At 56.7% G+C, this 26,522-nt stretch carries 24 protein-coding genes and 1 tRNA gene; 11 read left to right on the top strand and 14 right to left on the bottom strand.

The genetic code is table 11. The features are described 5' to 3' along the window. Positions 1–24: 24 nt before the first annotated feature. Both sS8_RS25425 and sS8_RS25430 read right to left on the bottom strand, forming a co-directional pair. The gene (locus sS8_RS25425; RefSeq protein WP_119632205.1) at positions 25–786 is read right to left on the bottom strand and encodes a LytR/AlgR family response regulator transcription factor; all 762 of its coding nucleotides are present in this window, start codon (positions 784–786) and stop codon (positions 25–27) included. Then, a complete protein-coding gene (locus sS8_RS25430) occupies positions 764–1,771 on the bottom strand; it encodes a sensor histidine kinase (RefSeq protein ID WP_170161260.1) in 1,008 nt (335 codons plus the stop codon). Before sS8_RS25430 ends, sS8_RS25425 begins: the two co-directional genes overlap by 23 nt. Before the next feature lie 521 nt (positions 1,772–2,292). On the opposite strand from sS8_RS25430, the gene sS8_RS25435 reads away from it, so the two are divergent. After that, the gene (locus sS8_RS25435; RefSeq protein ID WP_119632207.1) at positions 2,293–3,579 is read left to right on the top strand and encodes a YihY/virulence factor BrkB family protein; all 1,287 of its coding nucleotides are present in this window, start codon (positions 2,293–2,295) and stop codon (positions 3,577–3,579) included. 113 nt (positions 3,580–3,692) lie between these two features. Beyond that, positions 3,693–4,646, top strand: a complete 954-nt coding sequence (gene lhpI / locus sS8_RS25440; RefSeq protein WP_119632208.1) for a bifunctional Delta(1)-pyrroline-2-carboxylate/Delta(1)-piperideine-2-carboxylate reductase — start codon at positions 3,693–3,695, stop codon at positions 4,644–4,646. Between the two features lie 402 nt (positions 4,647–5,048). Here the strand turns inward: lhpI and sS8_RS25445 are convergent, their stop codons facing one another. The 3 genes from sS8_RS25445 to sS8_RS25455 form a co-directional block, all read right to left on the bottom strand. Further along, positions 5,049–6,596, bottom strand: coding sequence for a M23 family metallopeptidase (locus sS8_RS25445; protein ID WP_170161261.1), 1,548 nt, complete (start codon positions 6,594–6,596; stop codon positions 5,049–5,051). A 338-nt stretch (positions 6,597–6,934) separates the two neighbouring features. Then, entirely contained in the window at positions 6,935–8,011 is a 1,077-nt protein-coding gene (locus sS8_RS25450; RefSeq protein WP_119632210.1) for a hypothetical protein, read from the bottom strand. Positions 8,012–8,275: 264 nt separating this feature from the next. After that, entirely contained in the window at positions 8,276–8,881 is a 606-nt protein-coding gene (locus tag sS8_RS25455) for a uracil-DNA glycosylase (RefSeq protein WP_119632211.1), read from the bottom strand. A gap of 328 nt (positions 8,882–9,209) precedes the next feature. Here sS8_RS25455 and sS8_RS25460 point away from each other — a divergent pair, with 328 nt between their 5' ends. Next, positions 9,210–9,938, top strand: a complete 729-nt coding sequence (locus sS8_RS25460) for a Crp/Fnr family transcriptional regulator (protein WP_170161262.1) — start codon at positions 9,210–9,212, stop codon at positions 9,936–9,938. A gap of 70 nt (positions 9,939–10,008) precedes the next feature. On the opposite strand, the gene sS8_RS25465 is transcribed toward sS8_RS25460, so the two are convergent. The 4 genes from sS8_RS25465 to sS8_RS25480 all read right to left on the bottom strand — a co-directional run bounded on the left by sS8_RS25465 (position 10,009) and on the right by sS8_RS25480 (position 13,149). Further along, positions 10,009–10,494, bottom strand: coding sequence for a phage holin family protein (locus sS8_RS25465; RefSeq protein ID WP_145986683.1), 486 nt, complete (start codon positions 10,492–10,494; stop codon positions 10,009–10,011). Positions 10,495–10,509: 15 nt separating this feature from the next. Beyond that, positions 10,510–10,788, bottom strand: coding sequence for a DUF883 family protein (locus tag sS8_RS25470; RefSeq protein WP_119632214.1), 279 nt, complete (start codon positions 10,786–10,788; stop codon positions 10,510–10,512). Positions 10,789–11,143: 355 nt separating this feature from the next. After that, positions 11,144–11,620, bottom strand: coding sequence for a single-stranded DNA-binding protein (gene ssb / locus sS8_RS25475; protein WP_119632215.1), 477 nt, complete (start codon positions 11,618–11,620; stop codon positions 11,144–11,146). Positions 11,621–11,757: 137 nt separating this feature from the next. Next, positions 11,758–13,149 (bottom strand): MFS transporter, encoded by a 1,392-nt coding sequence (locus tag sS8_RS25480; protein ID WP_331852270.1) that lies wholly within the window; start codon positions 13,147–13,149, stop codon positions 11,758–11,760. Positions 13,150–13,220: 71 nt separating this feature from the next. Here sS8_RS25480 and uvrA point away from each other — a divergent pair, with 71 nt between their 5' ends. From uvrA to sS8_RS25495, 3 genes are all read left to right on the top strand, one after another. Next, positions 13,221–16,103 carry an excinuclease ABC subunit UvrA gene (uvrA, locus tag sS8_RS25485; RefSeq protein ID WP_119632216.1) on the top strand — a complete coding sequence of 961 codons (2,883 nt, stop codon included), beginning with the start codon at positions 13,221–13,223 and terminating at the stop codon, positions 16,101–16,103. Positions 16,104–16,479: 376 nt separating this feature from the next. Continuing rightward, complete coding sequence (locus sS8_RS25490) at positions 16,480–17,181, top strand: DUF2959 domain-containing protein (protein WP_232020438.1); 702 nt, start codon at positions 16,480–16,482, stop codon at positions 17,179–17,181. A 301-nt stretch (positions 17,182–17,482) separates the two neighbouring features. Then, positions 17,483–18,763 carry a porin gene (locus tag sS8_RS25495; protein WP_232020439.1) on the top strand — a complete coding sequence of 427 codons (1,281 nt, stop codon included), beginning with the start codon at positions 17,483–17,485 and terminating at the stop codon, positions 18,761–18,763. A gap of 168 nt (positions 18,764–18,931) precedes the next feature. On the opposite strand, the gene sS8_RS25500 is transcribed toward sS8_RS25495, so the two are convergent. Beyond that, the gene (locus tag sS8_RS25500) at positions 18,932–19,138 is read right to left on the bottom strand and encodes a (2Fe-2S)-binding protein (RefSeq protein ID WP_119632218.1); all 207 of its coding nucleotides are present in this window, start codon (positions 19,136–19,138) and stop codon (positions 18,932–18,934) included. Between the two features lie 117 nt (positions 19,139–19,255). Then, a complete protein-coding gene (gene bfr, locus sS8_RS25505) occupies positions 19,256–19,723 on the bottom strand; it encodes a bacterioferritin (RefSeq protein WP_119632219.1) in 468 nt (155 codons plus the stop codon). A gap of 169 nt (positions 19,724–19,892) precedes the next feature. Here bfr and sS8_RS25510 point away from each other — a divergent pair, with 169 nt between their 5' ends. The 5 genes from sS8_RS25510 (at position 19,893) to sS8_RS25530 (ending at position 23,972) form a co-directional block, all read left to right on the top strand. Beyond that, the gene (locus sS8_RS25510; RefSeq protein ID WP_119632220.1) at positions 19,893–20,414 is read left to right on the top strand and encodes a YcxB family protein; all 522 of its coding nucleotides are present in this window, start codon (positions 19,893–19,895) and stop codon (positions 20,412–20,414) included. Positions 20,415–20,467: 53 nt separating this feature from the next. Continuing rightward, a complete protein-coding gene (locus sS8_RS25515) occupies positions 20,468–22,357 on the top strand; it encodes an ATP-binding cassette domain-containing protein (RefSeq protein ID WP_119632221.1) in 1,890 nt (629 codons plus the stop codon). Positions 22,358–22,388: 31 nt separating this feature from the next. Beyond that, positions 22,389–22,889, top strand: a complete 501-nt coding sequence (locus sS8_RS25520; protein ID WP_119632222.1) for a hypothetical protein — start codon at positions 22,389–22,391, stop codon at positions 22,887–22,889. Between the two features lie 27 nt (positions 22,890–22,916). Further along, positions 22,917–23,354, top strand: coding sequence for a universal stress protein (locus sS8_RS25525; protein WP_119632223.1), 438 nt, complete (start codon positions 22,917–22,919; stop codon positions 23,352–23,354). An 84-nt stretch (positions 23,355–23,438) separates the two neighbouring features. Then, positions 23,439–23,972 carry a YbhB/YbcL family Raf kinase inhibitor-like protein gene (locus sS8_RS25530; protein ID WP_232020440.1) on the top strand — a complete coding sequence of 178 codons (534 nt, stop codon included), beginning with the start codon at positions 23,439–23,441 and terminating at the stop codon, positions 23,970–23,972. A 19-nt stretch (positions 23,973–23,991) separates the two neighbouring features. Here the strand turns inward: sS8_RS25530 and sS8_RS25535 are convergent, their stop codons facing one another. The 3 genes from sS8_RS25535 to sS8_RS25545 all read right to left on the bottom strand — a co-directional run bounded on the left by sS8_RS25535 (position 23,992) and on the right by sS8_RS25545 (position 26,496). Beyond that, a complete protein-coding gene (locus tag sS8_RS25535; RefSeq protein ID WP_119632224.1) occupies positions 23,992–25,449 on the bottom strand; it encodes a TrkH family potassium uptake protein in 1,458 nt (485 codons plus the stop codon). A gap of 295 nt (positions 25,450–25,744) precedes the next feature. After that, positions 25,745–25,832: transfer RNA gene (locus sS8_RS25540), tRNA-Leu, on the bottom strand. Between the two features lie 16 nt (positions 25,833–25,848). Further along, the gene (locus tag sS8_RS25545; protein ID WP_119632225.1) at positions 25,849–26,496 is read right to left on the bottom strand and encodes a response regulator; all 648 of its coding nucleotides are present in this window, start codon (positions 26,494–26,496) and stop codon (positions 25,849–25,851) included. Between the last annotated feature and the right edge of the window lie 26 nt (positions 26,497–26,522).

The following is a 26,522-nucleotide window of genomic DNA, read 5'->3' on the forward strand; positions in this document are numbered from 1 at the left end:
CGTAAATTTGGCCATTGTACCAAATCAGCGGTTCTCACCAATCGTAGCGAGTTGTTTCAACTGGGCTCTTACCGCGGGAAGGTGGCGGCGGCTGATTTCCAGGGTCTCGCAAATGCCTCTGAGGCGAAGCGCCATTCCGCCGGAGGCGGATTTTTCCAATGCGATGATATGCTCGACCGCCGCCAGGGCGTTGCGGTGGACTCGAATGAATGTGTTTCCGAACTCTTCTTCCAGAGACTTCAGCGAGTCGTCAATCAAAGTTTCTCCGTCGGGGGTTCTTACCGTCGTATATTTTTGTTCGGCGCGGAAGTACAGCACCGTATCGAGCGGAATCAAGCGAATGTCGCCATGGCTGTAGATGCATAAATGGCTGCGGGTCGACTGCCCGGCCGGCAGGGCTTCCGCGAACTGTTTCCACGCGATTTCGGTAAAGCGTTCCGCCTTGCGCAAGGCGGCGGCCAGGCGGTCCTTGCGCACCGGTTTGAGGAGATAATCGATCGCGCTGACCTCGAAGGCTTGCAACGCATATTCGTCGTAAGCCGTGGTGAACACCACGGCCGGCGGCTGCGGAAAACGGGCCAGTTCGCGCGCGGTCTGGATGCCGTCGATCCACGGCATGCGGATGTCCAGGAGAACCGCGTCGGGCCGGGTTCGAGCGGCGAGTCTCAGGGCCTGTTCGCCGTCGGCGGCTTCGCCCACGACGGTCAGGGTCGAATCGATCTCGCTGAGCACATCCCGCAATCGGCTTCGAGCCGGCGCTTCATCATCGACGATCAGGATTTTCATGATGTTTCGGGCGATAAGGAAAGACCATTCGGACTTGGTAACAATTGTCGACTACGCTGGTCAGGAGACGCGCCTCGCCCGGAAAGCAGGCTTCGAGACGTGCGCCTAGATTGGCCAGGGCTACCCGCGTGCCCCGGCGCGAGCGCCTCGCATCCACTTGCGGCAGGGTGTTTTTTACCGTAAGCACGAGTTGATGTTTGGCGAGTTGGCCGCCGATCTCGATCGCGCCTCCGGACTGGGATGGTTCGATGCCGTGATATATCGCATTTTCCACCAGCGGCTGGATGCTGAGAGGAGGGATCAATGCATCCTCCGGAGCGTTCTTCAGAAGCCAGGTAACGCGGAGACGTTCGCCGAGGCGCTGCCGCTCGATGTTCAGATACTGGCAGGTGAGGCCGACTTCGTCCTTCAGCGTCACCCACTTGGCCTCTTTCCTAAGTACCGCGCGAAACAGCTCGGCCAAATCCAGCAGAAGTTCTTCCGCCATTTTCGGATCGTTGCGAGTCAGGCTGGCGATGGTGTTGAGACTGTTGAACAGAAAATGGGGGCGCATCCGCGCCTGCAGCGCATCCAGCCGGGCTTCCCCCTCCGCCCGGATTTGCTGGCGCCAGCGCGACTGGATGTAGAGGTAGCGCAGCCAGGCCGCCGTCACGAGACCGCTGACTCCGAGGGCTTTCAAATATTCGATGCCGTCGATAGTTCGGGAGGAAACCGCAAGTCCCGGATTCAGCGGACCATCACGGGTCAGCCAGGTCATGAGCAAGGTCGCCGCCTGAATGACGGAAAAGGTCGCAATTCCGCTCCAAAACGCGTCGAGCCGGACCAGCCACGGGCGTATGCCGCACAAGAGGAACCCGCTGCTCAGCGCGATCCAGACGATGAACAGCGAGCGCAGCCCCAAGTCGGACCAGAAGCCGTACTCGGGGGAAGAATCGGCAAGCGTCAGAACGAAGGCCAGCAACTCCGACGAAACGACCAGCGTCAAGGCGGTCGAGAGGCTGCAAAAGTCGGGAAGAAAGGATTCGGCGGTCCGGCCGGTTCCTGACTTTGCCTGGCGGGAGTCTGCCGATGTTTTCTCCGAGCCGGGACCGTTTGGCGTCAACTTTGGTCTGTCTTGCGCGGTTTTTCGCCGTTGCATCGATACTTTCAACGATTAAATGTTCAGATGAGCATTCGAGGAATCGGACAAAGGGATTCGTTGCCAAACAGAAAGTTTAGAAGCCGTGTAACAAACTTGCTTGGTGGTAGACTCGAGCTTGTGTGACGCCCTCGGTTCGAAATCTTCGGCGAGCGGAATCCGGTGCGGGGAGCGCGTTCGTGGCGGATCTGCCGCTCACCGCCATCGAATCGGACGCCATCCTGGAGCGTACCGCCTTACGCTGTCTGCTACATTCGTCGCGGTCGGACAGGGCGGATTCCCCGGCGTACGCTACACATTCCTCTTGCCGCTCAGTCAAAATACGTATCATCTAGGCTGATGCAGCAACATTCTTTTGGATCGAACACATGAAAAGCCGGCCTTGGCCATCGATTAACCGGGAGTCGCTCCGCAGTGGGTTCGGCGTCCTCAGCGCTTTGATCAGAAGGCTTATAAGCGACGTACAAAAGGGCGGTTTGGATTACCGCGCGATGAGTCTCGTCTATACAACGCTGCTGTCGCTGGCCCCGCTGCTGGCGGTCAGCTTTTCGGTACTCAAGGCGTTCGGCGTGCACAATGAAATGGAGCCGTTATTGCTGGAGCTGGTGGCGCCGTTGGGGCGGCAAGGCGAGGAAATCGTTGAACGCGTCCTTGGATTCGTCACCAATATGAGAGTCGGCGTATTGGGTTTCGTGGGCTTTGCCATGCTGTTCTACATCGTTCTGTCTCTGCTGCAAAAAATCGAGGAGTCTTTCAACTATGTGTGGAGAGCCAAGAAATTACGCAGTTTTCAAAGGCGCTTCAGCGACTATCTGAGCGTACTTCTGGTGGGACCGGTACTGGTTTTCTCCGCGCTTGGTCTCATGGCGTCCATGGCCAGCACCGAAATCGCGCAGACGATCATCAGCCAGGAGCCTTTCGGAACTCTCTACTACCTGCTCGGACTGATTTTGCCGTACCTCCTGATCATCGGCGCTTTCACGTTTGCCTATCGGTTTCTCCCGAACACCAATGTGAACTTGCGCTCGGCTCTGGTCGGAGGCTTTGCTGCGGCTCTCGGCTGGCGGGCGGCGGGCTGGCTGTTCGCCGAGTTCGTCGCCAACTCGGCCAAGTACGAGGCCATTTATTCCAGCTTTGCGATTCTAGTCGTCTTTATGATCTGGATTTACGTGAGCTGGCTGATCCTGTTGATCGGCGCCCAGATTTCTTTTTATCACCAACATCCGCGCTACATCTATCTGGCCGAGCGCGAAGTCACGCTCTGCTTTCATCTGTTCGAACGCCTGAGTTTCCTGATCATGTACTTGATCGCGGATCACTTTCACCGGGGAGAGCGACCCTGGACGGTCGAAACCCTGAGCCAGCGGCTTGCTCTTCCGGATCTCGTGATCGAAAAGATCGTGGACGTGTTCAAGGCGCGAAATCTGATTCTGGTCGCGGCGGAAACCCAGGCGGGACTGATCCCTGCCCGAGACTTGTCGACCATGGCCGTCAACGAAATCCTGGAAGCGATACGAACGTCGCCGACCGAAGCGTTGCCCATCAACAAGGACGCTCTTTCGGTATCCGCGGTCGATCATCTATTGGCAAAATTGCACACATGCACAGTGCAGGCCGCCGAGGGTGTTTCTCTCAAGGATTTGGTCGATGCCTAGCCGCCGCCTCCTGCATGCGTGGGTGTTGCGCGGGGACCCGCTGCAAGCCGCAGCGAATTCGTCCGCAAGCCTCGTTGCAGACGTCAAACGAACCCCTTTCGGAGCACGACCCGATGAAATGGCTCGGAGCTGAGCAGATCAACGAATGCCTTGATTACCCGTCTTTGGTGGACTGGCTGGAAACTGCCCACGGCAGCGATATAGACGCAATGGACGACCTGCTGCTGAGCCGATCGGCCGAGGAACGCCCGACCCGGCATTTTCTCCTGCGAGCCGCCTGGCAAAGCGATCTGGGCGTGGGCGCGAAGCTGGTGACGGTGTTTCCGGATAATCAAACGCTTGGATTACCTTCGGTACAAGGTCTTTATATTCTGTTCGCGGTGGACGATGGCCGTCCTTTGAGCTGTCTCGACGGTACCGCGCTCACCCTGTGGAAAACGGCCGCCGACTCCGCACTGGCTGCGCGGCATTTGGCCCGCGAGGGCGCCGGGACGCTGCTCATGGTCGGCGCCGGCGCCATGGCGCCTCACCTGATTCAAGCCCATCTGGCGGTCCGCCCTTCGATCGAATCGGTATGGATCTGGAACCGCACGCCGGAGCGTGCGGAACGGCTGGCGAACGCCTTGACCGATTTGAGAGCGCCGGTATGCACAGTGGCGGATTTGGAGCGGGCGGTACGCGAGGCCGACATTATTGCCTGCGCAACCATGAGCACTGCGCCCCTGATTCGGGGCGAATGGCTCAGACCGGGAACTCATCTCGACCTGGTCGGCGCGTTCACGCCGGATATGCGGGAGGCCGACGACACCGCCATCCGCCGTGCCAAGATCTTCGTCGATTCGCGCGAGACCACCATCGCCCAGATCGGCGAACTCTTGATTCCCATCCGTGACGGCGTGATCTCCGAGGCGGATATCCTGGCCGATCACTTCCAGCTATGCCGCGGCGTTCATCCGGGCCGGCGGGCCGCCGCCGAAATCACGCTGTTCAAGAATGGCGGCGGCGGTCATCTGGATCTGATGACGGCGCGCTTTATCCTCGAACGAGCGGATCATCGCGAAGGATGAGGGCCGACGAATTTCGGACCGCTGCCTAGACCGCAACGGGCGCTGTCGCCTCTTTAAGGAGGCCCTGCCTAAGCCCTCTTCCTCGGGGACAAATCGGCGGGGCGAGGCGCAACGCGACGAGCGGGCAGGGCCGGGGATGGGCTGCCCCGGACTCGCGAGCGAAGCGGGACAGCGTCGCGAGGCCGATTTACTCGCCTCATCCCTGAGTCTCGCCCTTCGGGCCGTGCTTCGCACGTTCCCGTTCGCTCCCGGCGAACGGGTGCACGCGTGAGCGCCGCTTGCGGCTCCGCACAGGGAATGTGCGGCGTGATCGGGTTGGGTGGGCTTGTTGGCTCCATCAGTTGCACAGGTCGCTTCTCCGAATTGGAGACTTAATCAGCGCTTCCTAAAGCCGTCGATAAGCTAGAACGTGCTCTCGGTCACCTCGACTTCGTCCAGGTTCAATACGGCCTTCACGCCCGAAAAGCTTTGCCCTATACCTAGGCGAATGCCCACCGGCTCTGCCACGGTCGAATCCCAGTTGTAGCGAGCGACTTCCGAGTCGCTGTTGCCGTTGTCGAAATAAAGCACGGCCGTTGCCTCGCGAGTGCCGACACGGAGCAGGCGGAGCATCCAATACCGCCACCTTCCCGTGTCTATCGTTTCCGCGCTGCTTATGCCGCCGGTACTGCCGTCCCACTTCTTGCCCGCAATCCCCGCATAGATCGAATCTCCGGTTCGGCGCAAGCGGGCAGCGGCGGCGAGCGGAGTACTGGCCTGATTCAGGAAATGCAGCAGATAGGCCTGTTTGTCCACCGGGAGTTCCAGCTTGTCGGGACGCACCCACCCGCCGACCCGCCATTCGAAACGGCCCGCGGGTAGGCCCCGTTCGATCGCCGCCTGCTGCGAGCCGGACTCGGTATTCGATTCGTCCGTTGCCCTGAAGCTGTGCGTACCGGCCAAGGCCAAGGTCGCATCATTGGCGATGGTCGTCCCGGAACCGGTGGTGCTGGTTCGTTTGGTCCAATCTGTGGGCACGTCCCGGCCATCCTCGAAGGTCAAGTTGTATGTTACTGCCGCCTGGTTCGGCACGGCGATGGTTTCGCTGGCTTTGCTGTGCCCGGCCAGGTCGTATACGCGGGCTGCCAGCCTATCGCAATTGCCGGGAAGATTTCGTAGCACGATGCCGTACTGGAGGTCGGTACGGTTGTCGGCGGCCATGTTCGAAGTCTGGTAGCCTTCCACGGCAATGTCGTTGACGAAGGCCAAGTCATCGGAGTTGCCCTCGTTGATGGTCGTTTTATCGTTGAGATCCACTCGCCGGGTTTGCAGCATGGTCGAACCGTTCATGATGTCCACTTCCACCCGCGAAAGATCCCCCTCCTTTTTGCTCGGAAGGCTGAAATTCAGCCGCGCCGCCATCGCGCCGTTCGCCTGACGGTTGAAGCGGGGATTGGCTGGAGCGGTCAGGTTGTCGGTGTCTTCGTAAGGCAGAAAGAGCAGAGGGTGCCGACTGCTGGACTGCTCTGAATTGCCCTGGCGGAATTCGAGGTGAAGATGGCAGTAGGTGGCGCCGTCGTCGCCGAGTTTTGGGCCCCGCTTTACTTGCACGTCTTTTTTGAGTCCGTCAGCGATCGATTGAAGATGAAGATAATAAACGTATACCTCGCCGCGGGTGGCGTCATTCACCTTGAGGACGACATGACGGGAGTTCCACCTCGGGGGCTCGGCGCTCCCAAAGCCGATTACCGTGCCATCGGCCACGGCATGCACCTCGGTGCCGCATTCGCCGGGCAGATCCACGCCGTCATGCATGTCCCAGCGCGAATTGTTGATGCGTGGACCGAACGAGGTGTTCATCGGGTCCTGGGTGGCGCTGTTGCTGATCGGCCAAACATAGGTGGTGGCCTTCGCCCACAGCGGGGAGGGAAGGAATAAGCATAAAATCAAAAAGGCCGGGAAGTGTTGCATTATTATTCTCCTTGTCATTGAAATCAGAGTGTTAGAAGACGTTGCCGACCTCCTTTAAAGGCTGGAGCGGCTTTCGGAGGAGGGGGCCCGCTTCCAATTACTAAAGCAGCACGATCCGGGCAGCGTCAAAGTGAATATTCACGAGTACAAACAGGCGTAATCGAAAGGAAAAATTGTCTAGGCTACACGGATGCGAGCTTGCGATGGCTAAAGCAGGAACCGGTTGTATTTGGATGAGGGGCGCCGGTGTGCAAACGAATCCGGCAGTCCAGAAGAGCGAAACCCGTCGCCTGCTCCCGGCAGGAAGGGGCGGACCTTACCGACCGCCTGCCGGCGGCTCAATCTCGGAGGGCTAGCGTTGATTGTTCGACGGCGTGATAGAAGACGCTCGTGTCCTCGATGAAGTAGTTGAAAAAGCCTCGCTGCACCGGAATCTCGATGGGGACGAGTTCGATTTCGTGGAATCCGAGCTTCTCCAGGGGCGCTTTGAGCTGCTCGTTGCGCAGCAGGCGATTGACCAGCTCGATTCGGGCGAGTTGCTGGGCATAGGCTCCGTTGAACCAGAGCTCCGTTTCCAGGTCCTGAAGTTCTACGAAGCTTTCCGGCAACTCGCCCACCCACCGGTATCGCTGTGGCCGCGGGATATAGATGACATGGGCGGCGCTCAGTTCCGAGAGAATGAACTGGCGTGCATAGGCGCCGTCAATGTGTTCTTGCGGTTTGCCGTCACGCTGGAATCCGTAGAGACCGAGCCAGAGCGCATCCCGAACCGCGTCCGCGGTGATTCGCTCCGGTTTGACCGAGGGCAGATCTCCGCTGTCCCGCATCGCCTGAGCGTGCGCATCGTCCGGACGCCGGTTTCGGCGCTCCTGCTCCACCGTATGGTAGGAGTCCCGTGCAGCGTCGTTCATGTGCAGATGCTCGGTTCCCAAACGCGGACTGAAGCTATTGAAGAAGATGGCGATGTCACTGGCATTGAACGCTTCGGCGATTCGATGATAAGTCTCTCTCGGCCGCGTCGGGACGAGAAGTTGGGCGGGAAACCACAGGTCGCCCCATCGTTCGGGCGGTGTCAGGTACCATTTCGAGAAAAGACGTGTGAAATACTCCGGGACAGCAGGCCGGAAAACGCCTTCACCGCCGAACCAATAGGCCAGCCATGATCGCAGCGTCGATGGCGGCAGCCGGCGCCAGATCGCCGAGCGAGCGTCGTCGGCCGATTGCCTGAATTCCTGTTCAAGGTCGTGTCCTTCCAGCCAGCGCCAAGTCCAATAGATCATGCCGGACGTACAGGAGATGTGCGTCGGTGTTTTTCCTTCCATTCGGGCTGCGTGCAGGAAACCGGCGCCATGGGCATTCGAGCCGCCTATGCCACCCAAAGCGAAAGCAAGGTTGGTTCGGCCGTTCGTAGGCATGCTTGTTCCCTCCGGTTTATGATGGGTAGGCTCGACGGCCCGCTCCCGGATCGTCCCATGTTCAGTCCTTTTTCCGTCACTGCGTTGCCTATGGCATCTGCCCGGTAGCTACGGCTTCAAGCCGGTGCCTGCAAGCCACGGCTCTGTCCTCATCAATGAGACTCATTGCCGGGAGAGGAGTTGCGCAACGGCGCTGCCGTATCGGAGTTCGGACGCGTCGCAGGGGCGTATCCGGGCGTTACGGTCGACGCGATTTGGAAAGTTCTACCGGACGGAAGCGCTGTGTCGAAGGTGGCGGCTGCCGAGTATTTCGAAATCCTCTTTCAGGGTAACGGCAACCCAATCGAAACGCAGCGCGGCAGCGGGGTGGTAGGTAACGAAATAATTCTGGCCGTTGCGTGTTTGGACAGTTCCGTGCAGTTGGGACACGGTTGCGGTTTCACCCAGCATTTGACGGGCGGCAATCTGTCCGAGCAACACTATGAACTTGGGCGAGATCAGCTCGATTTGCTGCTTCAGCCACAAATTCGTGCAGATTTTCAGTTCGTCGCGGCGGGGCGTTCGATTCTCCGGCGGGCGGCACTTTACGCAATTGGTGATGAAAAGCCGGTCGCGCGCGATGCCCTGGCTTCGAAAAAGCTGGTCCAGGTAGCGGCCCGCGGGGCCGACGAACGGACGACCGGTTGCATCCTCCTTGCTGCCGGGGCCTTCACCCAATACCACGATTTCAGCGTTCGCCGGCCCTTCTCCCGGTACCGCTTGCCGCCGGCTTTGGTGAAGCCGGCATGCGACACACCGGCGAATCCCCCGGGCGAGGTTTTCGAGTTGTTCGCAGGATTCTTCCGCGTCCACCGGAGCCCTAAACCGCATTCATGTCGGAGAGAGTTTGCAGGCATCTATTGCGCAGACCGGTACGCTGCCCATAAAGTTCAAGGGGCAGTCGGGACGGAGGAAAAGCGGCTTTTGCAACTCTCTGCTCGGTCAAGAATAACGGTAATAAGTCAGTGCTCTCGCTGATGAGTTTGTTGCGTAAATTTGTTAAATTCGGACTGCTAACTCGGCGCGGGTGGCTTCGCTTCCACTCCGCGCAAGACCAGGAATGGTCGGCTACCTCGCGAACAGGAGATCTCGCCAAAGGGTGGGTTTCCAGGGAGTTGATTCGCGAGGTGTGATTTCAATCAGGACGATGAGGTGGCAAATGTCTAATTTAGGAAAGGGAAACATTTCTATCGCGCGGCATCCAGCAGCCAGGGTGTTTGAAGAAGATACCGGCGATGCGCTGACGAACTTCGAAATGGCGGGTTTCGACCCCCTTTTCCAAGGCGGCAAGCGAAAATCGTTTGCCGCCAAGCAGATCATTTTTCGGGAAGGCGATCCGGCCGATACCGTATCGGCGATTGTGCAAGGTCTCGTAAAACTCATCAGTTATTCCCCCGACGGTCGAGCTCGAATCGTTCGGTTACATTCCAAAAGCTCGTTTCTCGGTCTCGGTGGCTTGATCGAACCGACTTACCGCCACACGGCGGTGGCGGTCGATCAGGTCGAGGCGGTTTGCATGCCGTTGCGGGCGATCGCCCAGCTCAAGAAGGAAAATCCGCATTTGTATTGTCGGCTGATCGAGTGCTGGTATCAGCATTTGAAGAGCGCCGACGTCTGGATTACCGATTTTTCCACCGGGTCGATTAAGGCTCGCGTGGCCCGGCTGGTGAATTTCCTGGCGGCCATTCAAAACGATGTGCCGACATCGACTGCGGTTACCCTGTTGACCTGCGAAGAAATGGCGGCGATTCTTGGGGTTACGGTTGAGAGCGTCAGCCGGGTTCTGGCGCAGTTCAAGCGCTCGCACATGCTGCGCGCGATAAAATGCAAGCCGGCGAAAAGATACGAAACCAATTTGCCTGCACTCAAGCGCGTCGCTCAAATTTGAGGAAGCGATTCGGTTGCTCGGTCGGATGAGTAATCCGCCTGCCGCATGCGCTGTCGGCAGGCGGATTGGTCTAGTCTTTCGTAATGCTGCGAACCAAGCGTTGCCTTAAGTTTGTGCTGGCGCCGAGAACCAAGCCCGCAACCAGGGCGCCGATCACGATATCGCTGGTTCGAATATGGGCCGCACCGAGAACGTCGCTTACGGTTGCGCGTAAAGATTCGGGGATTGCTCCGGGAGGCGGCGATGCAGCCGCGAGAGTAGCGCTGGACCGTGGCGGCAGCTCGGGCGTTCTGCCCTGTTTTGTGATCAATCGGGCGATAACCCATAAGGCAACGAAAGCGATCACGATCATGGCGCAGCCGACGATTATTCCGGCTGTCCAGGGTTCCACGACCGCTTCCAGCGACAGATAAATCCCGAGAAGTGCGAAGACCAGGCCGCCGAAAGCCGCCAAGGCGGAGAAAATCGCCAAGGCGAATAGTACCGCCGATCGGCTCAGCGCCTGCCAAAGCTTTGCTTTTTCCGCTGCGACTATACTTGTGAATGATTGGATCACGGCTGCGGATCGCCGTTAGCGGCGGGTGCCGAGCAGCGTGCCTATCGCGAAGCCTGTGCCGAAGGCCACCAGGAGACTGGTCAAAGGGCGCGCCTCAACATAGTGCTCTACGCTTTCCTGGGCCGCCACCGCCTGGCCGCGGGCGCGTTCACCAACTTCGCGCGCCCTGGCGTAGGCGGTACGTCCCTGCTCGACGCCCAAATCCTTCATCACAGCCATCAAGTTGCCCACGTCCGCTTTGAGGGTCGCCAAATCCTGTTTCAGATCCTGGGTGATCTCGTCCGTAGTTGCCATCGTTGACCTCCAGCTGTATCAGAGTTAGATCGTGTCGCCAATCGAAGGTCGGTACCAAGGCAGACTAATCGCTTCAGACGCTGCCGTCATTTAGAAAACCCAATGGCAGCCGGGATTTGTCCGCTGGGGTGCCGAGTAATTCATTCGCATTGTGTACCGATTTTTCGGATAGGCAGCAGAGACCCGCCCGGCCGATTTAATGATACGGGCTTCCTCGCAATCGACCGGATACGTGATTTGGACTCGAAGATGGAGCGGAAAGTTGCCTTGAGATCGGGTGTGTTATAGATCAGAGCCTTGTACGATTAGTGAAACAGAAATTTGCGGAATCGGTTCAGGCCATGAGCCGGTGAAACTAGAACGGAATATCGTCGTCGAAGTCGTCCGAGCCGCCGAATCCGGGCTCCGGTTGGGGCGCTTGCTTGGAACCCGAAGACGGTGGTGCATGACGTTCGGACTCTCCGCGTCCGCCCGTTCCGGGAGGAGCGCTGCCTGCGCGATCCAGCATCTGCATCTGGTCGGCGATGATTTCGGTGGTATATCGGTCCTGGCCGTTCTTGTCCTGCCATTTGCGTGTCCGGAGACTACCCTCGATGTACACCTTGCTGCCTTTTCTCAAGTATTCTCCGGCAATTTCGGCCAGTTTCCGAAAGCACACGACCTGATGCCATTCTGTGCGTTCCTGCTGCTGGCCGGTTTGCTGGTCTTTCCAGGTTTCGCTCGTGGCGAGGCGCAGAGTGGTTACCGCGCCTCCGCTGGGCATATAACGCACTTCCGGATCGGAACCCAGATTGCCGATGAGTATGACTTTATTGACGCCGCGACTGGCCATATTAAGGTTTCTCCGATCGATGACGGGTGAGAAATTAAACGAAGATTAGACCGGCTACTGTAACTGAAGTTCTTAATTTTAAAGTAAAAACGCTTTCCGTTTCAGGTTCTGAAAAACAGTCCGGGAGGTTCGGGTATTCACGCAGCCATTTCCTGCAACAAGCCGTTGAGTGCCATGCGGTCGAACTTCTCCTTGTCGATTTTCAGGTAGGCTACACCATCTTCGGCCAAGACCACCGCTTCGGCAACCCCCGGCAACTGGAGCAACCGCTTGGACAGGCTGGAGGCCTGATCATGGTTCAGCCCGCTCACGTTGACGAGAAGACTGCTCAAACCCCGCGGCGCTTTCATGCTGAGAGCAAACACAAACCATAACAGACCGACGGCCGCGCAGAACAGGAAGACCTGAGGTATGCCATAGTGACCGTAGATCCAGCCGCCGCCGGCTCCGCCCACGAAGGCCCCCAGGAATTGAGCGGTGGAATAAACACCCATGGCAGTACCCTTGAGGTCGAGCGGAGCGATCTTCGATACTAGCGAGGGGAGGGTGGCTTCCAACAGGTTGAAGCCGGTGAAAAACAGGTAGAGGAGTCCGAAGACGATCCAGAAATCATGTTTGAGCCAGGCAAAGCCGGCATCGGAAATCGCAACCAGTCCGATGAAAGAGACGAATACCGCTTTCATCTTGCGTTTCTTTTCGGCAAGAATCACGAAAGGAACCATGCTTGCGATGGCAAGTCCGAAAACCGGCAAGTAGATATGCCAATGCTTGGCCGTTTCAAGCTGCAGCGAGTCGCGCAGAATCAGCGGAAGAACAACGAATGTGGCGGTCAGGACGAGATGGAGACAGAAGATGCCGAGGTCCAGTCGAAGAAGTTCGCGATTCGCCAATACGGTCTTCAAAGATGCCGGACGAACTTCCGCGTCTCGATGAAAACGGCTAACGGAGGGTGTCGGCACGACGGTATAGAGCACCGCTATGGCGAGCAGAGCAAGGGCCGTGATGATCCAGAAAAGTCCTTGGAGTCCGACCCAGCCGGAGAGTACCGGCCCGATGACCATGGATAGCGCAAACGACATCCCGATGCTGATGCCGATCAAGGCCATGGCCTTGGTGCGATGCTCTTCTCGGGTAAGATCGGCAGCCAGCGCCATGATGACCGCTGCGACAGCGCCGGCGCCCTGCAGCGCCCGGCCGGCGATGATGCCGTAGATCGAATCGGACAGGGCGGCGAGAACGCTTCCGGCCGCAAACAGCAGCAAACCCAGTGCAATCAAACGCTTTCGCCCGTAACGGTCGGACCAGAGGCCGAAGGGAATCTGCAGGATTGCCTGGGTTAGACCGTATGCGCTGATGGCGAAACCAACCAACTGCGGCGAAGCGTCCGGTAGCTCGAGGGCGAATACCGAGAGAACCGGCAAGATCAGAAACATGCCCAGCATCCGCAGCATATAGATGGCAGCTAGCGACAAGCTGGCGCGTACCTCGGTACGGGTCATAGGGGTGTCGATATGCAAAGCCGGATTCAAGCGACATGCTCCTTTGCGAGTGACGGGAATCGTCCTATAGTAACAGGTTCTCTCTTGCGCTTGAATTTTGCATGGACACGATTCAGATCCGTGGAGCACGTACCCACAACCTCAAGAATATCGACCTGGACCTGCCCCGTGACAAGTTGATCGTTATTACGGGATTATCCGGTTCCGGCAAGTCGTCGTTAGCGTTCGACACCATTTACGCCGAAGGGCAACGGCGCTATGTGGAGTCGCTGTCCGCCTATGCACGGCAGTTTCTGTCGGTCATGGAAAAACCCGATGTCGACCATATCGAGGGCTTGTCGCCGGCCATTTCCATCGAGCAGAAGTCCACTTCGCACAATCCCCGCTCCACTGTCGGTACGATTACCGAAATTTACGATTATCTGCGCCTCCTTTATGCCCGCGCCGGCATGCCACGGTGTCCGGAGCACGGCATCTCGCTGGAAGCGCAGACCGTCAGCCAAATGGTGGACCACGTTCTCAGCCAGCCGGAGGACAGCCGCTGGATGCTGCTCGCCCCGGTCGTCAGCGAGCGGAAGGGAGAGCACGCTCAGGTGCTGGAAGATTTGCGCGGCCAGGGGTTCATCCGCGCCCGCATCGACGGCGAAATATACGAGCTGGACGAACCGCCCAAGCTCGATCTCCGCCGCAAGCACAGCATCGAAGTGGTGGTCGACCGGTTCAAGGTGAGGCCGGATCTGGCGGTACGTCTCGCCGAATCGTTCGAGACGGCGCTGCGGCTGGCAGAAGGGATTGCTCTGGTGGTGGCGATGGACGATTCGAAAACCGAACTGGTCTATTCGGACAAATATGCCTGCCCACATTGCGGTTACTCCCTGAGCGAACTGGAGCCAAGGATCTTTTCCTTCAATAATCCGAAGGGGGCATGCCCGAGCTGTGATGGCCTCGGGGTCAAACAATTCTTCGATCCGCGGCTCGTCGTCCAGAATCCGCAGTTGAGCCTGGCGGGCGGCGCCGTGCGGGGCTGGGACCGTCGCAACGCTTATTACTACCATCTGGTCCAGTCGCTGGCGGAGCATTACGGCTTCGATCCGGAGCAGCCATTCGGCCAGCTCTCGAAGTCGGTCCGGGACATTATTCTCTACGGCAGCGGAACCGAAACCATTCCTTTCAAAGTGCTGACCGCCCGCGGAGATACACTGGTTCACCGCCATGCTTTCGAGGGGATCATTCCGAACATGGAGCGGCGCTACCGCGAGACCGATTCGATGATGGTGCGCGAAGAACTGTCCAAGTATCTGTCCGGAAAGCCCTGTCCGGAGTGCGAGGGAACGCGCTTGAACCTTGCGGCGAGGCATGTGTTCGTAGCCGATTCCTCTCTGCCGGAGTTGACGGCCTTGCCGATCAGGCGTGTGCTCGAATTTTTCGCCGGCTTGACTTTATCGGGAAGGCGAGGCGAAGTGGCGGCCAAGATCGTGAAAGAGATCACGGCACGCCTGCAGTTTCTGGTTAACGTCGGGCTCGATTATCTGACCCTGGCGAGGAGTGCCGATACCCTGTCGGGCGGCGAGGCTCAGCGGATTCGCTTGGCAAGCCAGGTGGGGGCGGGGCTGGTGGGGGTCATGTACGTTCTGGATGAACCGTCGATCGGCTTGCATCAGCGCGATAACCAGCGGTTGCTCGATACCTTGCTGCGGCTGCGCGACCTGGGTAACACCGTCATCGTGGTGGAGCACGACGAGGATGCCATCCGCATTGCCGACCACGTCGTGGATATCGGACCGGGAGCCGGTGTTCACGGCGGCCGAATCGTGGCCGAAGGGACGCCCCAGGCGATCCTGGCGGACCGGCATTCCCTTACCGGCCAATACCTGTCCGGCCGACTCGAGATTCCCGTGCCGGAGCGTCGGATTCCGCCCGATTCGGAACGCCTGCTCCGAGTTCGGAACGCCCGCGGCAATAATCTGAAGGGTATCGACGTTTCGTTCCCGGTCGGACTCTTTACCTGCGTGACCGGCGTTTCGGGTTCCGGAAAATCCACTCTGATCAACGATACGCTGTTCCGATTTTCTGCTCGCGAGTTAAACGGAGCAGCTGCGACGCCGGCGTTGAGCGACGGGATAGAAGGGTTGGAACATTTCGACAAGGTGGTGGACATCGACCAGAGCCCGATCGGCCGCACGCCGAGGTCGAATCCCGCAACCTATACGGGGCTGTTTACGCCGATTCGGGAGCTTTTCGCGGCAACCCCGGAGGCACGATCACGAGGCTATACGCCGGGGCGGTTCAGCTTCAACGTCAAGGGAGGGCGTTGCGAAGCCTGCGCGGGCGACGGTGTGATCAAGGTAGAGATGCACTTCTTGCCCGATATCTTCGTTCACTGCGATGTTTGCAAGGGGAAGCGCTATAACCGCGAGACACTCGAAATTCGCTACAAGGGCAAGACGATTCACGAGGTGCTGGAAATGACGGTGGAAGAAGCCAGCCAGTTTTTTTCCGCGATCCCATCCATTTCCCGCAAGCTCGATACGCTGATGGAGGTGGGATTAGGTTACATCAGCCTGGGGCAAAACGCAGTGACGCTTTCCGGCGGCGAAGCCCAGCGCGTCAAACTGGCGCGCGAATTATCGAAGCGGGATACTGGCAAGACGCTTTATATTCTGGACGAGCCGACGACCGGGCTTCATTTTCACGACATCCGGCAGCTACTCAGTGTTTTGCATCAATTGCGGGACCACGGGAATACGGTGATTGTCATCGAGCATAACCTCGATGTGATTAAGACCGCCGACTGGCTGGTCGACTTGGGACCAGAAGGTGGCGAAGGCGGCGGTCTGATAATTGCGGAAGGAAGGCCCGAGCAAGTTGCGGAAAATGAAGCGTCCTATACCGGGGCGTACTTAAGGAAGATCTTGAATAAGCGGACCGCGTCAAACCGAGAGTCCGGCACCATTAGTCGGAAGACTGCTCGGAAGTCGCCGTAGCGATAAGGTCGACGTCGTTATCCAGAGAATTCTCTGTCGCCACGGCCGACGGCGTTGATAACGATGTTTTAGCAGTCCTGGGGTCGGTCGCGATTAACCAGAATATGATGAGGCCTAGCACTAGGGCGGTGACAACAACCATGTGCTTTTCGCTGAGTGCTTTCACTTAATGTCTCCCTCTGTATGATAAAACTCCGTTGCAGAGCTTATTGAGTCCGCGTGACAGCGACGTGACGCGGACGCTACGTAAAGTCGGTCAAAGCGCTGTAAGTGGAAAATGATAACGCCGTAATAATTAGGTTACAAACGGTTTTAAGCGGATTTTATTTTTACCCGGCTTTCTTCTGCCTTTTCCGAAAAACAAGCAGTGTATGTCATGAACAAGTCCTCCAATACGAATGCAATGAGCTTTGCTGAAGTGCTTCGGCAGCTTCTGAATCCTTTGGCCCGTTATCTGGTGTCGAAATGTCAAAAGGTCTACTTTCGTGCCGTGGAATCGGCAGGGCACCATAAGCGCGATATCCTCGTCAGTCGTGTGGAGAATGCAAGGGATAGCCTGGAAGAAGCGAAGGAGCAGTTTCAGAGCGCTCTGGATAAGTTTAGCGCACTCACGGATTTTCAGGGCGGCGAACTTGAGGACATGTACCGGCAGATAAAAGTCGAGTTTGATTACAGCAAAGCCAAGGCTTTAGCCGTCAAGGACCGCATAGCCGCGGTCCAGGATGTAGCCGAGGCGCTTTTTGCGGAATGGGAAGAAGAGTTGGAGTTGTACACGAGCCGCAGTCTCCGAAGCAGCAGCAGGCAAAAGCTCAAGCTGACTCAGCAGCACTATGGACAATTGATTTCGGCGATGCGTCGGGCCGAGGGCAAGATCGAGCCGGTTTTGAGCGTATTCCAAGATCAAGTGTTGTTTCTGAAGCATAACCTCAACGCAAAGGCGATTGCATCGCTGGAGCATGAATTGGCAGCGATGACCGTTGGCGTTGCAGGGTTGATTACGGCTATGGAACGTTCCATAAACCGTGCGAATGATTTCGTGTATTCCCTTAATGGTCAAAAAGTGCTTCCCGCTGGTTAGTGCACCATGGTGGGGCGATTTCGCGGGACATTCTTTGGTTGTGGCGGTGAGTCTCCAGATAGCAGTCGACATCGAGACATAAGGATCGTCCCTGTCTTGACCTTGCTTAGATTCATTTTTCTGGGTATTGTTTTAATTGCAACAAAGTGTTGCTTTGGTGCAATTAATTGGGAATTAGCACCGCAATGGTGCATGTTTCGTCCCGGTCGGCACATAAGCGGTTGAGTATGCTTGGTGTTTGGTCTGGTATGGAATTTGCGTTAAGGCTGTCGTTCCAGAAAACAGACCAGAAGAGATTAGTATGGCGAAGAATTCACTCAAGATTAGAATGGGGCGCGTGACTTTCGGTGTTTTTGCAGCGATTTTTGGCGCCGCGGCCGAAGCCGAAGAGGCAAGCGAACCCACGGGGTTGCTGGGGTCTCTGGAGGCCGATGTCAATGAGACCCAATTCATGAAAAATTTGGGGCTGCAATTTGGCGGATGGATCAATGCCGGTATCACGTACAACGCAAACGAACCTGCCGGCCGATTCAACGGTCCGGTAACGTTCAATGATCGCGCTTCCGAATTTCAGCTGAATCAGCTTTATTTTTATCTGCAGCGGCCGGTGAATACGGAAGGAGACTCCTGGGATTTCGGCGGGCGCTTCGACTTTATGTTCGGTACCGATGCCCAATTTACCCAAGCGGCTTATGGTCACTGGGATCAGCGCCTGATCAACGATCAACGCTTCTATGACATTGCGTTGCCTCAGGCCTACTTCGAAATTTTTGCGCCGTTTGGTAATGGCATCACAGCGAAGATCGGTCACTTTTACACCATTATCGGTAACGAAGTGGTAACGGCGCCGGATAATTTCTTCTACTCCCATGCTTATACGATGCAGTACGGAGAACCGTTTACCCATACGGGCGTGTTGTTGAGTTATCCGATCGATCAGAACTGGACGATTTCGGGGGGTGGGGTGACTGGAAGCGAGACCGCCGGCTGGGATGGCGGTTGGGATAAGGGGCTCGGTAACTGGGCGTTTCTCGGCGGTGTAACTTGGACCAGTATCGACGAAGGTACTTCCGTGGCTTTTAGCGCCACCAGCGGCGAGATTTCCGAGCAAGACTCAAATAATTGGAGCATGTACAGCCTGGTTATCAAGCACGACATCATAGAAGGCCTGCACTACACCTTCCAGCATGACCACGGGTGGGCAACCAGTGTTGTTGATGCAACAGATCGTGCAGGCAGCAATGGTAGGGATGCGGAATGGTATGGGATTAATCAGTACCTCACCTACGACATTAGAGACGATCTTGCCGTGGGACTCCGTGCTGAATGGTTCCGAGATGACGATGGTTTCCGTGTTCTTTCCCCAATTAGAGGTCCTTTCGCACCTCCGGCATCAAGCTATTATGCCGTCACGGCGGGTTTAAACTGGAAGCCGGTGAATTGGCTGATGGTGCGGCCGAGCGTTCGGTATGATTGGGCTGACAAGGCGGACGCTTATGACAATGCCGGTGGGGCGGCAGGCTTCATCGGCAAGAAGGGCGATCAATTCCTTTTTTCTACCGACGTAGTCATAACGTTCTAAAAATCCCCGGGAACCTCTCGATGAAGGACAGGGATGTCCTCGTCCTCTGCCGCGTGTTTGTCCTTCTTCCCTCTTTCGTTTCGAACGGACCCGCGCTCCAAATGAATACACCTATGGCTGCCGCCGAACTCGGCCGCCACTCGGCTCGCCGTCCAGGCGCTAGAGCGTTTATGCGGCTTTGCGTGGATTGCTGTCCGGCGCGGATCTTTCGAGCAGGCACTGCCGTATCAGTTGCTTGGCTTGAACCGCGCATTTTCCGCATTGATCGCAGGCGCCCAATTTGGATCGTAAGCCGCGCATGCTGGTGACCTCCTGCTCTTGAACGGCCTTCCGGATTTGTCCGTCGGTGACTTTCTTGCAGATGCAGATGTACATAGCCGGATCAGATGAATTAATCTGATCTAAATACTAGTACAACTGAGAATTGTTATCAAATAAGATTTGCGCGGCGTTAACTTGCCGATGGACATGGCAAGTCGGGGGGTGTAAATACTACATTTGAGATTGCAAGTAGTTCTGAAGCCCGATTTTTTCGATTAGGCTGAGCTGGGTTTCCAGCCAATAGGCGTGATCTTCTTCGGTATCCTTGAGAAGGGCGAGGAGTATGTCCCGCGTGACATAATCGCCGACGTTTTCACAAAACCCCATTGCCTCTCTGAGCTCGCCGATCACTTTATATTCCAAAGCCAGATCGTTCTTGAGCATGCTCGGCACATCCGTACCGATTTGAAGTGCGTTGCGCTTGCTCAGATCGGGTGTGCCTTCGAGGAATAGAATTCGGTTGATCAATCGGTCGGCGTGGGACTGTTCTTCCTGCAGTTCATGGTCTATGCGTTCGTACAGCCGGCTAAGCCCCCAGTCCTTATACATTCGAGAGTGGGTAAGGTACTGGTCGATGGAAGTCAGTTCACCTGCCAGTAAGTGGTTTAAGCGAGCAATAACATCGGTATCGCCTTTCATTGTTGTTCTCCGTCGTACACTACGAGATGCCTCTCCGGCGTGGGACAAACCTACCGAAGTGAGTAAATTGAAACAGAATTACGTATACTAGTCACCCTTTGGCGCTTCGGCGGCCCATCAGCGGGTTCGTCGGCAGCCGAGGGTGTTCGACAAATTCCACGATAGGCGTATGACTCAAATAGAATACGAAGTCCGCGAGCAAGACCTGGTTGCCTTCAACGAACATCAATTGCAGAACTCCGCGAGTTGGCAAAAGACTATGCGGCGCCATCAGGCAGTTTTCCCCGGCATCATGGCACTTATCGCGCTGTTCTTGTGGTTTTATTATCAAGATACGCTATCCGCCATTTATGTCGGCGTGATTGCCGCATTGTGGGGGATTTTGACGCCGCTCTATTTCAAGGGAAGCCTGCGTAGACAGCTCCGGAAAATGTACTCGGATGAAGAGCGCGCCAGCATCTTGGGCACATATACTTTGCGCTCCGAACCCCATGTTCTGGTGGAGGTCAATCGAAACGGCGAGTCTCGTGTGAAATGGTCCGATGTCCTTCGCGTCGAGATGACTAAGAAATACGCCTTTCTCTTTGTCGGTATCGACACGGCCCTAATAATTCCCCGAGCGACCGTCAAGAAGGGGGACTTGCATGAATTCGTCAAAGAAGCGGACCGGCGAATCGAGCATGCTGCTTGATTTCGCATTTTCTTACCCGGAACCAACGAATGTCTGCTTAGCGTTCCGGCGGCATGCTTAATTTCAAGTCGGTCGCGTTGAGGCGCGGCCAGCGCCTTCTGTTTGAAGAGGCGTCCTTTACCATACACAGTGGTGAGAAGGTCGGTATTACCGGTGCGAACGGGGCCGGGAAATCCAGTTTGTTCCGCCTGATCTTGGGTGAGATTCATATCGACGCCGGCGAAATTACGATGCCGCCGAACCTCGATATCGCCCACGTGTCTCAGGAAACCCCGGCGAGCGAGCGGACCGCGTTGGAATACGTTATGGATGGCGACCGCGAGCTGCGCCTGATCGAAGCGGAACTTGGCGAGGCGGAAAAACGCGGTGACGGTGTGAGGCTCGGATTGCTTTATTCCCGGCTTGAGGCGATAGGAGGCTACGAGGCCCGGGCGCGGGCCGCCAAGCTGATGGCAGGTCTCGGGTTCGGGCCGGGCGACGAGGCGAAGGTGGTCAATCGGTTTTCCGGGGGTTGGCGAATGCGTCTCAACCTCGCGCAGGCCTTGATGTGCCGTTCCGATATGCTGCTTCTCGACGAACCGACCAATCATCTCGATTTGGATGCCGTGATTTGGCTTCAGGAGTGGCTGTCCCGATACCCGGGTACATTGCTTCTGGTTTCCCACGACAGGGACTTTCTGGACGATATCGTCGATCACGTGCTTCATATCGAGAATCAGGCGGTTGCGCTTTTTTCCGGAAACTACTCGGCATTCGAGATTAGGCGGGCCGAACTCCTCGGGCAGCAGCAAGCAGCCTATGAGAGGCAGCAGCGTGAAGTCGCGCGAGTCCAAGCTTTCGTAGATCGGTTTCGTGCGAAGGCCACCAAGGCCAGGCAGGTGCAAAGCCGACTCAAGGCCTTGAGCAAGCTCGAGTTGATCGCTGCGGCGCATGTGGATTCGCCGTTCAGGTTCTCGTTTCTTCCGCCGGAAAAATTGCCGTCGCCGTTGTTGAAAGTGGATGATGGGAGCGTCGGATACGGAACGACAGCGATCTTGAACGGCGTCAACCTGACTCTGAATCCAGGCGAAAGAATCGGTCTTTTGGGACCGAACGGCGCCGGAAAATCCACCCTGATCAAATTGTTGGCGGGTATGTTGAACCCGGGGTCGGGGGAGCGTTTGGAGGCACAAGATCTTAGAATCGGTTATTTCGCGCAACATCAGCTTGAACAGTTGCGGGTAGACGAAAGTCCGCTCCAGCATTTGCAGAAGCTTGATCCCAGGGCCACCGAAAGGGATTTGCGGAATTTCCTTGCCGGTTTCGGGTTTTGCGGCGATCAGGCATTGGCGGCGGTAGCGCCGTTTTCCGGCGGTGAGCGTGCCCGGCTCGCGCTGGCTCTCCTGATCTATCGGAAGCCGAATCTTTTGTTGCTGGACGAGCCTACCAACCATCTCGATTTGAATGCCCGTGATGCGCTTGCCTTGGCCTTGCAGGATTATCAAGGGGCGATGGTGTTGGTGTCTCACGATCGCCATTTGCTCCGGACCGTTGCCAACGATTTCTGGCTGGTTGCAGACGGAAAAGCTGAAAAGTTCGATGGCGACTTGGATGACTATCGGCAATGGTTGAGCAGTCGGCGTTCCGCGTCGCAGTCCGTGGTTGAAAGCATCACCACGCCTTCCCGGAAAGATCAGCGTCGCCAGGACGCCGAGCGGCGGCGCGCATTGCGGCCATTTCAGCAGGCGCTGGAGCGAGCCGAAGCCGCTCTCGAGAAATTGACCTCGGAAAAGCGGCGCCTTGAAGAGCGGTTGTCGGCTCCGGAGCTCTACGAGATTGAGGCGAAACCGGCCTTGCAGGCTTTGCTGCTGGAGAAGGCCGAAATCGATCATCGGTTGGCGGAAACGGAATCCCTCTGGCTAGAGGCCGTGGAAGCATTGGAATCAGTCCTGGGTGAAGTTTGATCGAATACGATTCGGCAGCCGAAGAATAACCATGCCGCTGATAAAGCTGTTTCTCGACATCTGTTTTTTCAAGAAGGGGCCGCAGGATGTTCCTGCATCGGGTTTGCTGCTGGCGCTTGCGATTTTGGCCTATTCGGTGGTGGGTGTCGTGCTGCTCGGATTGGAGCGTGATTGGCGCGGAGCGGTCGTTGAAGCCGCGGTTGAAGGTTTAATGCTGTTCGCCTTTATCTATACGGCTCTCCATCTGAGGCGAAAGATTCCCCGGCTTCAGAAAACCGCGACTGCTTTATACGCGTGCGATGCTTTGATCAGCGCGGCAGCCATTCCCTTTCTCGCTTGGCTTTCGGCGACACCGGAAGTGAAAGGAGTCTATTTTTTTCTGATGTTTCTGATGCTTTGGCACTTGGCCGTGGTCGGGCATATCTTGCGGCACGCTCTGGCCATTTCATTCTTTTTCGGTGTGGGGCTGGCCTTTGGATACATCATCGTAAGCTATCAAGTTATGATGGCTTTGTTCGATCGAGTCACGTGACTGCAAACAGGAAATAGGAGACTGGCGATGACGTACCGGCAGATTTTATTGGCAGCCGATTTTTCCGAACACGGCGAGCAGGTGATTCGGCGGGCTCAGGAACTGGCGACAAAGTATGAGGCGCGGTTAAATGTAATCCATGTCGTCGAGAATGTGCCGATCATGGATGCGTCTTATGGGCCGATAGTGCCGTTTGATGTCGATCTGACCGATCAGATGGTCAACGCGGCGCGGAAACGTTTGGCGGAGATTGCCGAACGTTTGTCCATTCCGCCGGAATGCCGCTGGGTTGAAATCGGGAGTCCAAAAGTGGAAATTATCCGTGTCGCTCGGGAGTTGCAGGCGGATTTGATCGTTATCGGGTCGCACGGGAGACATGGTATCGGCTTGTTGCTCGGTTCTACGGCCGCCAGCGTCGTTCACCATGCCGAGTGCGACGTGTTGGCCGTTCGTCTGCGAAGTTGAGTTGCGACTGATCTTTAATCGGCAGGGAGGTCAGACATTATGAAAGCCCGTCGTAGTCGCTGGGCGCGGATATTGCTCGGCAGTGTGCTGTTCGCCGCCGCTGATGTGGCTGTTTCAGAGGAGTCCAAAGGAGGGCAGGGCATGTCCATGAAGATCGAATCGTCCGAATTTGTGCATAACGGTGATATGCCTCAGCGGTTTACCTGTGATGGACAGGATCTATCGCCGCCGTTGTCCTGGTCCGGTGTGCCCGAGGGGGCGAAAAGCCTGGTGCTGATCGTGGATGATCCTGATGCGCCGGATCCGAAGGCGCCGAAAATGACCTGGGTTCACTGGGTGCTCTACAACATTCCGACCGACGCCGGCGGATTGCCGGAGGGAGTTTCGTCGGGATCTTTGCCGCCCGGCACTGCCGAAGGGGTTAACGATTGGAAGCGGACGGGCTATGGCGGTCCCTGTCCACCGGTTGGAAGGCATCGATATTTTCACAAGCTTTACGCACTCGATACGGTATTGTCAGGACTGCATAAGCCATCGAAAACTCAGATCGAGAACGCCATGAAAGGACATATTCTGGCGCAGGCCGAACTGATCGGCCTGTATCAACGTGGCAGATGATGCCATTCAAAGGGCTTTCTTATTTTCTCCAGTATGCCGGCGTGAACAGGATCAGCGCCGTAAATACCTCGATGCGGCCTAGAAACATGGCCAATGTACATAACCAGGTCTGAAAGTCCGTCAGTCCGGCGTAATTGGCAGCAGGACCCACTTCGCCCAAGCCGGGCCCCATGTTGTTGATGCATGCAATGGCGGCCGACAGGGCTGAGACGACATCCAGCCCGCTGATGATCAGCAGCAGGACCAGGATTACTATGCTCATGAAATAGACGAAGATGAATCCCAACACGGCAAGGATGATGCCCGATGGGATGACCATGGTGCCTAGTTTGAGCGGATTCACGGCCGTGGGGTGGGTGAGAAGCAGCATCTGTAGTTGGCTTTGCTTAACCAGGATCAAGGTTCGCATCAATTTGATCCCGCCGCCGGTGGAGCCGGTGCACGCCGTGATACATCCAAGGAAGAGCATCCAAAGGGGAGCAAACAACGGCCATTGATTGAAGTCCGTGCCGGCGTAGCCGCAGTCGGTAGCAAGCGACACCAGGTTAAAAGTCGTGTGCCGCAAGGCGGTCCAAAAGTCGGGATAGGTATGTTCCTGCCACAGGTAGAAAGCAATACCAACGCAGCTTGCCAAAATCAGGATTAGAAAGGGCGCTAGCTCGATGTCATGCTTGTAAGGGGTGAAGGTCCTGCTGCGGATCGCCAGGAAATGCGTGGCGAAATTCATTCCGGCGAGCAGCATAAAGAAGGTGAGCACGCCTTCGATTTGCGGAGAATCGAAATATCCAATGCTGGCATCATGGGTCGAAAATCCGCCCAGGCCTACCGCGGAAAAAGCGTGGCAGATGGCGTCCAGCCAGTTCATCCCGGCAAGTTTTAGCGACACGATACAGGCTATGGTAAGGCCCGCATAAACCAGCCAGAGATTCTTGGCGGTTTCGGTGATGCGCGGTGTCAGCTTGCTTTCCTTCATCGGGCCGGGGGTTTCGGCCATGAACAACTGGCGCCCGCCGACTCCGAGTACCGGCAGAATGGCGACGACCAGGACGATGATTCCCATGCCGCCCAGCCAATTGAGTTCGTGCCGCCACAGGTTGATTGCCGGCGGTAAGTCATCCAAACCCGTCAGCACGGTCGCGCCGCTCGTTGTAAGCCCGGACATGGCTTCGAAATAGGCATCGGTAAACGACAAATCCTCAAGATAGGATTTCAGGGGTAAGGTTGCGAAGGCCGCCATTCCGATCCAGGCGAGCACCACGAGCAAGAAGCCGTCCTTAGCTTTCAGTTCTCGCCGAAATTTCCGTGTCGTGAGCCACAAGAGTCCGCCCGCCGCCAAAGTAAGCAGCATATCCTGAATAAATAAGGAGAGCGTGCCGTCACCATAGACCAAGGATGCAAGGATAGGAAATGCGTACGTCACGCTGAAAACCATCAGCATCAGGCCGAAAACTCTGGCCAGGGATAAGAATCGGTACATCTGGAGGAACCCTTTGACACTGGATCGCTTGTATAAAGGGGTTACATGAAACAATCTACGCACGGCTGAAGAAAGCCGAACTTCTCTCGCCTTCGAGAGGTTCCGTCATGAAGGTTGTGGCGAAGCCCCGGACCAAGGGGAAGCGAACTCTTTGGCGGATGCCCGGGGGAACTGGAGCGTAAGTGGCCGAAAGGAGTCAGCCATGTTTGGGAATTGGACGTACTTTGGCAGTAGAGTCCTTGAAGTTGGATGAAGCTTTTCGGTGCAGCATGGGCCGATTACGAAATACGTGGTTTGGTGCCTCGGGCCGGAATCGAACCGGCACGCCGGGTTAGGGCGCGGGATTTTAAGTCCCGTGTGTCTACCTATTCCACCACCGAGGCAAACAGCCTTGAAATCTCATCGGACAGGCGTGTCGCTGATAAGGTTGTACCTTGCGGCCAAACGCGTCAGCTCCACGTCGTTCTTGACCGACAGTTTATCGTACGCCCGATATCGGTATGTATTAACCGTTTTCGGGCTGATCGTCAGCATATCCGCCATGTCCTGAATCGAACGGCCTTGCAGCGTCATGATTACGACTTGAAGTTCGCGGTACGACAAATCGTTAAAAGGAGACGAATACTGGTCGGGCAGTTTTGCCAATGCCATTTTACTGGCAACGTCCTGGCTAAGATATCGTTTGCCGTCAAACACTGCGCGAACAGCATTGATCAGCTCGCTGATAGGGCAGCTTTTCGAGACGTAGCCGTGGGCGCCCAAATTCAGGAGCTGATGCGGAAATGGTCCGTCAACGTAGACGCTCAACGCCACGATTTTGACCCTTGGGTGTTTCTGACTAATCTTTCGGCATGCCTCGATTCCGCCAATTCCCGGCATGTTGATGTCCATAACGATCAAATCAGGTTTCAGCCGGTCGGCTTGCTCTATAGCCTCTTCACCCGAGCGCGCTATGCCGATGACTGTCATGCCCTCGGCTTCGTTTAGTAAGTGCTCGATGCCCGTTCGAACCAGTTCATGATCATCCACCAGGAGAATACCGATCATAGCGTCAATGGCAAAAACTGGGCTGG

Source organism: Methylocaldum marinum, from assembly GCF_003584645.1.
GTDB lineage: Bacteria > Pseudomonadota > Gammaproteobacteria > Methylococcales > Methylococcaceae > Methylocaldum > Methylocaldum marinum.

Coding starts and splice junctions, on each gene's coding strand:
- uvrA (WP_119632216.1), top strand. CDS start 13,221: ATGGACACGATTCAGATCCGTGGAGCACGTACCCACAACCTCAAGAAT.
- sS8_RS25490 (WP_232020438.1), top strand. CDS start 16,480: ATGAACAAGTCCTCCAATACGAATGCAATGAGCTTTGCTGAAGTGCTT.
- lhpI (WP_119632208.1), top strand. CDS start 3,693: ATGAAATGGCTCGGAGCTGAGCAGATCAACGAATGCCTTGATTACCCG.
- sS8_RS25535 (WP_119632224.1), bottom strand. CDS start 25,449: ATGTACCGATTCTTATCCCTGGCCAGAGTTTTCGGCCTGATGCTGATG.
- sS8_RS25455 (WP_119632211.1), bottom strand. CDS start 8,881: ATGCGGTTTAGGGCTCCGGTGGACGCGGAAGAATCCTGCGAACAACTC.
- sS8_RS25460 (WP_170161262.1), top strand. CDS start 9,210: ATGTCTAATTTAGGAAAGGGAAACATTTCTATCGCGCGGCATCCAGCA.
- ssb (WP_119632215.1), bottom strand. CDS start 11,620: ATGGCCAGTCGCGGCGTCAATAAAGTCATACTCATCGGCAATCTGGGT.
- sS8_RS25500 (WP_119632218.1), bottom strand. CDS start 19,138: ATGTACATCTGCATCTGCAAGAAAGTCACCGACGGACAAATCCGGAAG.
- sS8_RS25525 (WP_119632223.1), top strand. CDS start 22,917: ATGACGTACCGGCAGATTTTATTGGCAGCCGATTTTTCCGAACACGGC.
- sS8_RS25510 (WP_119632220.1), top strand. CDS start 19,893: ATGACTCAAATAGAATACGAAGTCCGCGAGCAAGACCTGGTTGCCTTC.
- sS8_RS25545 (WP_119632225.1), bottom strand. CDS start 26,496: ATGATCGGTATTCTCCTGGTGGATGATCATGAACTGGTTCGAACGGGC.
- sS8_RS25425 (WP_119632205.1), bottom strand. CDS start 786: ATGAAAATCCTGATCGTCGATGATGAAGCGCCGGCTCGAAGCCGATTG.
- sS8_RS25435 (WP_119632207.1), top strand. CDS start 2,293: ATGAAAAGCCGGCCTTGGCCATCGATTAACCGGGAGTCGCTCCGCAGT.
- sS8_RS25520 (WP_119632222.1), top strand. CDS start 22,389: ATGCCGCTGATAAAGCTGTTTCTCGACATCTGTTTTTTCAAGAAGGGG.
- sS8_RS25515 (WP_119632221.1), top strand. CDS start 20,468: ATGCTTAATTTCAAGTCGGTCGCGTTGAGGCGCGGCCAGCGCCTTCTG.
- sS8_RS25450 (WP_119632210.1), bottom strand. CDS start 8,011: ATGCCTACGAACGGCCGAACCAACCTTGCTTTCGCTTTGGGTGGCATA.
- sS8_RS25470 (WP_119632214.1), bottom strand. CDS start 10,788: ATGGCAACTACGGACGAGATCACCCAGGATCTGAAACAGGATTTGGCG.
- sS8_RS25445 (WP_170161261.1), bottom strand. CDS start 6,596: ATGCAACACTTCCCGGCCTTTTTGATTTTATGCTTATTCCTTCCCTCC.
- sS8_RS25495 (WP_232020439.1), top strand. CDS start 17,483: ATGGCGAAGAATTCACTCAAGATTAGAATGGGGCGCGTGACTTTCGGT.
- bfr (WP_119632219.1), bottom strand. CDS start 19,723: ATGAAAGGCGATACCGATGTTATTGCTCGCTTAAACCACTTACTGGCA.